Origin of the sequence: Lysinibacillus xylanilyticus, assembly GCF_001708185.1 — a bacterium.
Taxonomy (GTDB): Bacteria; Bacillota; Bacilli; order Bacillales_A; family Planococcaceae; genus Lysinibacillus; species Lysinibacillus xylanilyticus_A.
In genome coordinates this window covers 141,890-151,001 of sequence record NZ_MDDN01000007.1, presented here as the reverse complement: position 1 = coordinate 151,001, position 9,112 = coordinate 141,890, and the positions used below count along the sequence as shown (strand labels likewise).

Genomic DNA, 9,112 nt, shown 5'->3' with positions numbered 1-9,112 from the left:
TAAATTGTGACTTCTGACACACCATATTCGCTAGCTAATTGATTGACCGGTGTACCCGAGCGATAAAGCTCGACTACTGTTTGTTTGAATTCTTTATTGTACTTTTTTTGACTCATGGTCGGACACGTCCTCTCTTTACTCAATTCTATTGATTTAACCGAGGTATGTCCACTCATCTATAATACATCCATGTTAACAAAAGATGAAGTAAAAAAGTTATTTACTCTTTCTGATAATAGTCTGCGAGAATATCGTAACTTGGGTATGCCTTTTAATAAAATTGGAAGAGATTATGAATATCCTAAAGATGAAGTAATTCGTTGGCAAAGGGATCGTCAAGATTTGGTAGCAACAAAATTAGAGGTTGGAAAAAACTACTTGAATCAAGAGATTTCAGGGATTCTTTTATGTTCAGATCAAGGAGGGATGAAACGTTCTCGTAGTACGGGGACATTAACTATTTTTACTGATACGGTTGATAGTAGAAATCCCTACCAAGATCTCTGGAAAGGCGGAGAGGATACAATTGAAAATTGTGTTGCGTTATGTCCTAACTGTCATAGGAAGATGCATAGTTTAGCGTTGAATGAAGATATAAACGGTTAAAGGATATTGCATTAAATTATAATGTGAAATAGAGGAGATTATGAGAGTAAAATTAAAATATACAAAAGATCATATCGAGCTTTTTAGTAAACTTCAATCATACTGGAGAATTAACTATTGGAAAAATCGTAGTATTGTCATTTTTATAGTGGCTGTAATTGGGATAAGTTTCTGCAAAACAAATGTAGTGGAACAATTTACTGATTTCAATTTTGCGGATATTTTTCTCATTATCATTAGTTGGTTAATTTATTATAGGATTGTCTACTTTTTTAAAAATCGTATTTATAAGTTAATATCTCATGCAAGAAGAAATATAGAGAATGTATCCAAAAATGAAGGGCAAATTAAAGTAAGTTATAAGCTTAAAAAAAAACCTTCGGATATAAAATACTTTAAGTATCTTTCACTCGATCTGAAAATAGTTGATGAAATTAAATCTGGTTTAATTTGGGATGCATATCAAAGAAACAAAAATATTGATATTGATAACGATAGTGTTTACTCAATCGAAAAGATAGGAGCAATTAATGTTATACAATGGGGACAAATAAAAATTGAAAGAAAGTTCTTTATTGAATGGTCGAACTACTATAATGTTATAATATCAATAGGATTAAGTTTAATTATTATTTCTTTAACTTATTGGCTTTCATGGGAAATTGCTTGGAAAATTGTATATGTGATTTTAACAATTAGAATTATCTCTAGGGGTATTGAAGTGTCCTACGCGTTTTATAAAGATGTAGTGGCAATAGACTCTAAGCTATTCCATTATATTAATGATCCTGAAGCTAAAATTTATGAACAGAGCTTCAAATCTTCAATTATTAGAAACAAAACAAGATTATCATTAGTTATACATTCACTTATTGAGTTAGTCATTTTGTTTGGTACTATTTATTATATTACCCCTATGTTATTTAATGATGAATGTGCCGTAAGCTTTGCATCTATATTAGACGCAATCTTATTTAGTGCTAGTTTAGGTTTGTTCAATTATTCATTTAATACAGAATATGGTATTGTGTTTTCGGTTTTACATTTATGGCAAGTAATTAATAGTGCAGTCTTAATCTTATTATCTATTTCTCTTTATTTAGGTAAAGAAGATTCTATAGATGATGAAAAAGAATTATACGAAAATGTATATATAAATCTATGGTATGAAAAAAGCTGACCAATAGGTCAGTTTTTTTATGAAAATTAAGCTTAAGAGAAAAGAAGGGGTAGAATGAATTTTTATATTGTAATGCAAGGCCGTACCTATAAAGAAGAAAAGCATAGTGGCGTGATTTGGTCCCATCAAGCAGATAAGAGAGGGCAAACACCGCATTTTTGGGAGCGTATGAAGGAAGTTAAAGCTGGAGATCGAATCTTTCACTATAGAAAAGGTGAAATTGTAGCAATGAGTATTGTGAAAACGGATTGTTATGAAGCCCAAAATCCGTATAAGCCAGGATATGAAGTTGAGGGTTATAAAATTGAAACTATATATGAAGAGTTTGAAGTAGCCCTAAATGTAAAGGACTATTTTTTAGGTATAAGCCCGCTCCTACCAGTTAAGTATTCTGCTTTTCAGGAAAATGGTGATGGAAATCAAGGTTACTTATATCCATGTAATGAAATACTTGCAATTAAGTTATTAGAGTTAATTAGTGATTTGAATATCTATGAAGAGGATCAGGAACAATTAGAATTTTCTATTGAAAATATTGTAAGTAAAGAACGCAATAGATTTATACCAATCATAGCAGAGACAGAAGCAGAAGCAAAAGTGAAAATTCGTAAAGGTCAGCAGAAATATAAAGAGGTATTAACTCCTTTGTGGAATCATCAATGTGCATTATGTGGTATAGATTTACCTGCAATGCTAAGAGCAAGTCATTCAAAGCCTTGGAAGGATAGCACACGTGAAGAGCGGTTAGATGCCTATAATGGATTGTTATTATGCTGTAATCATGATGCGTTATATGACAAAGGGTATATTGCATTTGATGGTTCAGGTAAGATCCATATCTCTGAACGGATTGATGAAGCTGGTTATGATAAATTTGGAATACATTCTAAGATGCGAGTTGAGCGTTATGAGGAGAACAAGAAGTATTTTAAGTGGCATAAGAAGTATGTTTTTATCTAGTAATAATACAAAAGGAGAAGTGAAATTGATATGCTATTTGTTGTAAAGTATGGTTATTAATAAGGAATATACATAAAATCCCTTTTTAGTTTGTAGTAAAATAAAGAGCTGAAATGTAATGGTCATGAACCTTTAAAGTCTGCGATTAAGACGTGTAATAGTTTATTAAAACTAAAGAAAGAATTTATTTTTTTAAACTCTATACGTATGAAATTTTTGGTAAAGCCGGAGGGGTTAGCGTCGAAAAACTTATAAAGGGTATAGTGATAAGTGTTACTTAGTGAAATTAGGTTTAGCTTGGAGTTGGAAATAAGAATATACTATTAATAGTTCATCCTAGAGCGAAACTTTCGAATGGATTATAATAAAAATCAATAATTACAAAGTAACGATAGATATATGTGTTGAAAAATATTTTTTAGACACTTAAAAATGGCATGAGCCATTGATATATCAATATTCATAGAGAGGAAGTTTAACATATGGCGAAGAATATGACGGAGGATGCCGTACGTGATATGGCACGAGACATTCTAGGATTTGTTGATAGCGACGTGGCTCGTTCTGGTGTTGGGCAGTTGACCACGTTCAATCAGCTCGGATTTCCGGGAGTGGCGGACAAGCCTGATGGCTGGTATCTGCCGAATAATAAGAATGATGTAGCAGTGGTTTTGGAGACTAAGGCGACACGTATTAAGCTAGGGCAGACGCAGGTCGACGAGGTGCTGAAGAACGTACGAATAATGCAAACGCAGTATGAGAAGGTCGTTGGTATTCTGTACAATGGCGAAGACGTTCGCGTGTTCAAGGGTGAGGAAGAAATCAAGACACCTGATAAATTGCAGAGCGTTGGCTACTATTTGTCGCTCTATATGGTCGATAGTATTGACAAGGAACGTATCTATCAGCTGACTGCAAAGATTAACAATGGTCTGCATTTCGAGTTTGGTATCAAAAACTTATACCATCGAATGATTTTTACGGCTTGCGCCTTGGTCGCAGAGCGTTACGGTGCGGGATTGAAGCGCTTAAAAGACATGGGATATGCTACGTTTCATACGGCGATTCACTCGACGCTTTCTAAGTCGCTAGAAAATAGCCGCAGACAGAATACGAAGATTGACATCTTGCTAGAAGAGTATTCCGATATCAAGATGAACACGACGGACAATCAGAAGGCAATCAATGACTTCATTGATTGGGTTGTTGAGATTTCTGAGTGCATCAATTCGAATGAATGGCGTGGCGAGGACGTGATGGGAATCTTCTTCAACGAGTTCAACCGTTACAAGAAGAAGTCCGAAGCTGGTCAGGTATTCACGCCTGAGCACATCACTGACTTCATGTATAAGATTCTCGATGTGAACAAGAATGATTACGTGCTGGACGCAACGTGCGGATCCGGTGGATTCCTTGTAAAGGCTATGGCAAACATGATTCGTGAAGCAGGTGGGATGCAGACGGATGAAGCGGCGAAGATTAAGTCGGGTCATCTGTACGGCATCGAGTTTGATCGTGAGATATACGCGCTTGCGTGTGCAAACATGCTGATTCACAAAGACGGTAAGACGAATCTTGAGCAGATGGATGCCCGAACTGATGCAGCGTGCGAGTGGATGAAATCGAAGCCTATCACGAAGGTACTGATGAATCCACCTTATGAGAATAAGTACGGATGTATGACAATCGTTGAGAATGTATTGGATAGCGTCCCTAATCATACGCAGTGCGCATTTATCCTGCCTGATAAGAAGCTGGAAAAGGCAAGTAAGACGCAGATGAAGCGCATCTTGAAGAATCATCGTCTACGCAAGGTCATCAAGTTACCTGAAGACTTATTCTTTGGAGTTGGCATTACCACGAGTATTTTCGTCTTTGAGGCGGGAGTTGGTCAGGATGACAAAGAGTTCTTTGCTTGTTACATGGAGTCTGATGGTCTGGTAACAGTCAAGAACAAGGGGCGTCATGATGTTTATGACAAATGGCCTGCTATCGCAGCGGACTGGATCGATGTTATAGAAAAGCAGTCTGGCAACATTACATGTCAGTGGATAGACCCTTCCAAGCATTTGTCGTATCAGATGCCGCAGAAGCCGTTCGAGATTTTCGAGGAGGACTTCCGTAAGATGGCGATGGACTACTTGATGTTCCAAAAGGGCATCGATGCGAAGGCTTTCGGAGAAAAGCTAATGACCACTGCGATGTATTCAAGCAGAGTGAGCACTGATGACGAGACCGTGACTATTGCAATGCAGAAAGGCAGTGAGGGCAATGGCGAAGATTGATGTGAGCGAATGGAAAGAGTTCATTGTTGGTGAGCTGTTCCCAAACCTTGTCAAGCCAGCAGTTTTACATACTCGACAAGTTGTTGAATCAGATGAAGGTGTTCCATATGTCGTACGAACGAAGTTTAATAATGGTATCAAATGCCGTGTTCACACTGTAGATGGTGTAGAACCGAGTCCTGCTGGAGTTATTACATGGGGCGCTGAAAATGCGACGTTTTTCTACCAGACTGAGCCATTTTTGTCCGGACGTGATATTTACTACATTGATACGCGTGAATACAGTTCGATGACTTGCATATTTCTTGCATCATGTTTGCAAACTGTAACTCATAAGTATCCGTATAATTTTGGTTTGTTTCCAGATTTGTTGAAAGAAGAACGAATTAAACTTCCAGCTGCCGACGATGAGCCTGACTGGGCGTATATGGATCAATATATGTCTGAGATCATGCAAGCATGTGAGGTAAATCTTGAGATTTTGAACCGAGCAGATGGCGAAAAACATGAGGTGGATGTCTCTGTATGGAAGGGATTTCCAATTGGTGATATTTTTAATGTTGTCAAGGGAACACGTCTTACCAAAGCTAATATGAAGCCGGGAGATACCCGTTTCATAGGTTCATCGGCAATGAATAATGGATGTACTGCACAAGTTGGCAACACTGAGAATATACATCCGAAGAACACACTCACTGTTTGTTACAATGGTAGCGTTGGTGAGACATTTTATCAAGATGAACCGTTTCTGGCATCGGATGATGTGAACGTATTGTATCCGAAATTTCAGATGACACGTGAAATTGCTTTGTTTATTGCGCCGTTAATTAAAGCAGTTAGTGCAAGATACAATTACGTGGATAAATGGAAGCGGGAAGATATGATTGCAGATACAATCAAACTTCCCGTTACGACTGATGGTGATCCTGATTGGACATACATGGATGAATACATGCGTTCCATGATTGTGAGCGCTGAAGCTGATTTGATTGCAATACAGTTAACAATTTAATAATTGGAATGTTGACCTGCTGTCTTGATGGTGGCGGGTGTTAATGCACTTGTGGTATGCGCATGAACTATAGGGTGTAAGTCCCGAGCCCAAAAGTCAGGAGAAAAGGTTAGCCAAGAGCAAGGGGTTAAGAAATTGGCGAAGATATTCTTAAAATCACATGCTATATCAACGTTTATAAGAGTTAGGGTAACTTGATGAAGGTGTTAAACTTTCAAAAAGACTCCCTAGCTTTTTTCGTTTTTAGGGTACATTTAATTGAATACTTGCGTTTATAAACCTTCTAATTCACACGATGAATAGGAGGTTTTTTTGTTTGGACAAAAGCAGGAAGCATGGTGTTTTTTCAATGAGGGAAGCGCGGCATATCAATCCTAAAGTGAAGTGGATACTGATTGATTACGCATTAGAAATTGTATTTAAGCAAATGAACATCGCTGGCAATAGACCTCGTACTATTGATAGCTATAATTATATTTTTCGTGGTTTTTGTAATACCAACAATATTTACTATGTAGAAGAAATTACGATTGATACAATTTATAGCTACTTAGAAGGTCTAGATGTTTCACAGCAAACGAAGAAAATACGTTTAAAGACTATTAAAGCCGTGTTAGGGAAACTCTATTTCAATGATTGGTTGAAAGATAAGTTCTGGCTGAAGATTCAAATTAAGGTAGATACAGAGATAAAGGCAGTAGCTTAAGAGAGTGGTATTCTTAAACTGGTTCACTTCATAGATAATTCGACCTTCATTGGATTTAGGGGCGTAACCACGATTTTGCTAATGTTTCGATCTGGCATACGCATTCATACGCTTTGCGAGTTGAAAGAAAGGCATTGTTGCCGAGTTCCTCATACCAGTAGGATAAGCATTTACGATACATACAAGAAGTGTGTAGACGGATTACAAGAGATTTCGGGGGCAGAAGTAGAAACTATGTGTATTGATTCGAGAGGGTAACATTTAAACAAGGGGGTACAACTGGATACCTCAAATGACGGATTTATGATGTATCAGCGAATGTCTGTCTATATCATTGATTCTATTTTTAGTTTCAATGATGTAAGAAGTCATTTTTAGCACACCTGTTGACTTCAACTTAGGCTTCATGGTGAGGGGAATTGTTTAAAACTGTAAAGAGTTATTTTACTGAAAATGTGCATTTTTACGAAGTGAATTTATAATTGTGACAAAGTTGTGCAGTCGATTAGTCTCAAGTACAATCGTTTTACGATATATCGTAATGCTAAAAAAATAAGATTTTACTTTCAATAAAGAAATAAATTAAGGTGTAGATATATATGTTTTTAACTTAAAAAGGAGAAAGTAAATGATGAACTGGGAACGTGAAGCATTAAAAGAGATTATTGGATTATTAGTACTGCAAAATCAAGAATATGTGGAAAAAGTATGTGCATTAGACTTTTTAGGCATAGATTTGAAATGGAAGAATGAATGTTAGGAGTGGTCAAAATGGATAACAACATGGCAAATGAAATTATGGAAATGCTACAAGAAATGAAAACTGAAATGAAAAAACGCTTTGACAAAATGAAACAGCGTCTTGATAAAGTAGAAGAACGCCTTGAATCAGTCGAAAACAAACATAATGGCATTGAACAACAATTTGAAAAAACTGAAAAAGCTATACAGTCACAAGTAAGAACACAACGAGAATCTGAAAATGCGGTTCAAAGAACACAAGATTTCTTTAAGATCACTTTAATGGACATGAAGCAAGAAATACTTTCTTTAAAGATGGAACAAGTATCACACAAAGAACTGCATGAATCTGTAAGGTATCTTACACACAAATCGCAGGAAATGGATATGCAACTTCATTCCTTACGAAAACAGCAGTAAGGCACAGGCACAGTACTCGAAAAGAGTGCTTTTTGTGTGTCTAATGAAAGGTTGACACGTAATGAAGTAGTTTCCTTATTAATATCTGTATTTTTTATGGAAACGTGCTACTATTTAGAAGTTGTATTTAAATAGAAGTTTAACTTACATATAAATTTTATTGCAGTGACATCAGGTAATACTTCACGGTATTACCTTGCATCCATTCAGTTTGTGTAATGGGCCATGCACGTACGTATGACTATGCAATCGGTATCCGTGCGGTAACATCTATCGATGGTATGACTTCCGACTGAGCACGCATTCCTTGGGATGTATTAGAGAAAGTGTCTGTACGTCTAGTAAACGAAGTGAAACACGTTAACCGCTTGCTGTATGATATTACATCTAAGCCACCTGCGACTATTGAGTGGGAATAGGACTGTTCAGTAATATAAGCTAAACAGGTTATAAACGCAATCATATCAATGTCTAAAGTAGTTTGTTAAGAACTAAATCAATGATTAACGTACAACTATTTATTTTTCAAAATTGAACTCTCTTTTAGTTAAAATTAGCGACTTGATTGATGACTTTTAAATGAATCAGTAAATTTAAGGTCGTGAAGATAAGTATAATGAATACCATTTAGCTATGAATTATTTTACTAAGTTTTTACTGATATTTGCAAGGTTAGGTAGTACACTAATAAAGTAAAAAGGTATACTTCAGTAAAATAAGGTATATTATATTTTTGTTGAATAGATTCTCTTTAAAGACAAGAAAAGTAGGTGAACAAAGTGGGGAAATATCAATTGGATACTAAAGGTCAAGTGGCAGTGGCAAAGTATCATGAAAAACACAAACCTGCCAAATTTGATAAAAAGCAGCAACTTGAAAAAATACGTGCGGAGTATTTGAAAAAAAAGCAAAAACAAACAGATAAATAGTATAAATGAAAACATAGGAAGACTAAAATCTCCCTATGTTTTTCTTATTCGAAGTTCTTTTTTCAATTGATGATAGAGTTTATTATTCTCCTAAATTTCAGATTCGGTGACAAAAAACTCGTCTTCAGATATCCATTCCTCACTAATTGACTTTGAAAACGAAACGACATATCCATTATTAAAAATAATAACGTTGTAAAACAGAGGCCACCAGCACAATTGAGGACAAGAATTACATGAATTGAACGGGATTTTCTGTTTTGATGAATAGCG

General features: G+C 35.9%; 10 protein-coding genes and 1 pseudogene. 10 read left to right on the top strand and 1 reads right to left on the bottom strand.

The features are described 5' to 3' along the window. Positions 1-116: helix-turn-helix domain-containing protein (locus BFJ97_RS23735; protein ID WP_175401762.1), on the bottom strand; the 116-nt coding region annotated here is incomplete at its 3' end. A gap of 73 nt (positions 117-189) precedes the next feature. Between BFJ97_RS23735 and BFJ97_RS14760 the strand changes: the two genes are divergently transcribed. The 10 genes and pseudogenes from BFJ97_RS14760 to BFJ97_RS24760 all read left to right on the top strand — a co-directional run bounded on the left by BFJ97_RS14760 (position 190) and on the right by BFJ97_RS24760 (position 8,839). After that, complete coding sequence (locus BFJ97_RS14760; protein ID WP_068985414.1) at positions 190-606, top strand: HNH endonuclease; 417 nt, start codon at positions 190-192, stop codon at positions 604-606. A gap of 40 nt (positions 607-646) precedes the next feature. Further along, on the top strand, positions 647-1,786 hold the full coding sequence (locus BFJ97_RS14755) for a hypothetical protein (RefSeq protein WP_068985413.1): 1,140 nt from the start codon (positions 647-649) through the stop codon (positions 1,784-1,786). Positions 1,787-1,840: 54 nt separating this feature from the next. Continuing rightward, complete coding sequence (locus tag BFJ97_RS14750) at positions 1,841-2,746, top strand: HNH endonuclease (RefSeq protein WP_068985412.1); 906 nt, start codon at positions 1,841-1,843, stop codon at positions 2,744-2,746. Positions 2,747-3,228: 482 nt separating this feature from the next. Next, a complete protein-coding gene (locus BFJ97_RS14745) occupies positions 3,229-5,031 on the top strand; it encodes an HsdM family class I SAM-dependent methyltransferase (RefSeq protein ID WP_068985411.1) in 1,803 nt (600 codons plus the stop codon). Beyond that, positions 5,018-6,043, top strand: a complete 1,026-nt coding sequence (locus tag BFJ97_RS14740; protein WP_068985410.1) for a restriction endonuclease subunit S — start codon at positions 5,018-5,020, stop codon at positions 6,041-6,043. Before BFJ97_RS14745 ends, BFJ97_RS14740 begins: the two co-directional genes overlap by 14 nt. 316 nt (positions 6,044-6,359) lie before the next feature. Further along, positions 6,360-6,749 (top strand): hypothetical protein, encoded by a 390-nt coding sequence (locus BFJ97_RS14735; protein ID WP_068985409.1) that lies wholly within the window; start codon positions 6,360-6,362, stop codon positions 6,747-6,749. Positions 6,750-7,377: 628 nt separating this feature from the next. Then, positions 7,378-7,509, top strand: a complete 132-nt coding sequence (locus BFJ97_RS25475) for a hypothetical protein (RefSeq protein ID WP_302621799.1) — start codon at positions 7,378-7,380, stop codon at positions 7,507-7,509. Positions 7,510-7,520: 11 nt separating this feature from the next. Continuing rightward, positions 7,521-7,910 (top strand): hypothetical protein, encoded by a 390-nt coding sequence (locus BFJ97_RS14730; RefSeq protein ID WP_068985408.1) that lies wholly within the window; start codon positions 7,521-7,523, stop codon positions 7,908-7,910. 179 nt (positions 7,911-8,089) lie between these two features. After that, positions 8,090-8,329: pseudogene (locus BFJ97_RS23730) on the top strand (glutamine-hydrolyzing GMP synthase); the annotation flags it as partial. A gap of 360 nt (positions 8,330-8,689) precedes the next feature. Then, positions 8,690-8,839 carry a hypothetical protein gene (locus BFJ97_RS24760; RefSeq protein WP_016429071.1) on the top strand — a complete coding sequence of 50 codons (150 nt, stop codon included), beginning with the start codon at positions 8,690-8,692 and terminating at the stop codon, positions 8,837-8,839. The last annotated feature ends 273 nt before the right edge of the window (positions 8,840-9,112 follow it).

Bases quoted from the DNA above. Each gene is read 5' to 3' on its own strand.
- BFJ97_RS14740 (WP_068985410.1), top strand. From the start codon at position 5,018: ATGGCGAAGATTGATGTGAGCGAATGGAAAGAGTTCATTGTTGGTGAG.
- BFJ97_RS14755 (WP_068985413.1), top strand. From the start codon at position 647: ATGAGAGTAAAATTAAAATATACAAAAGATCATATCGAGCTTTTTAGT.
- BFJ97_RS14760 (WP_068985414.1), top strand. From the start codon at position 190: ATGTTAACAAAAGATGAAGTAAAAAAGTTATTTACTCTTTCTGATAAT.
- BFJ97_RS14745 (WP_068985411.1), top strand. From the start codon at position 3,229: ATGGCGAAGAATATGACGGAGGATGCCGTACGTGATATGGCACGAGAC.
- BFJ97_RS14750 (WP_068985412.1), top strand. From the start codon at position 1,841: ATGAATTTTTATATTGTAATGCAAGGCCGTACCTATAAAGAAGAAAAG.
- BFJ97_RS14730 (WP_068985408.1), top strand. From the start codon at position 7,521: ATGGATAACAACATGGCAAATGAAATTATGGAAATGCTACAAGAAATG.
- BFJ97_RS25475 (WP_302621799.1), top strand. From the start codon at position 7,378: ATGATGAACTGGGAACGTGAAGCATTAAAAGAGATTATTGGATTATTA.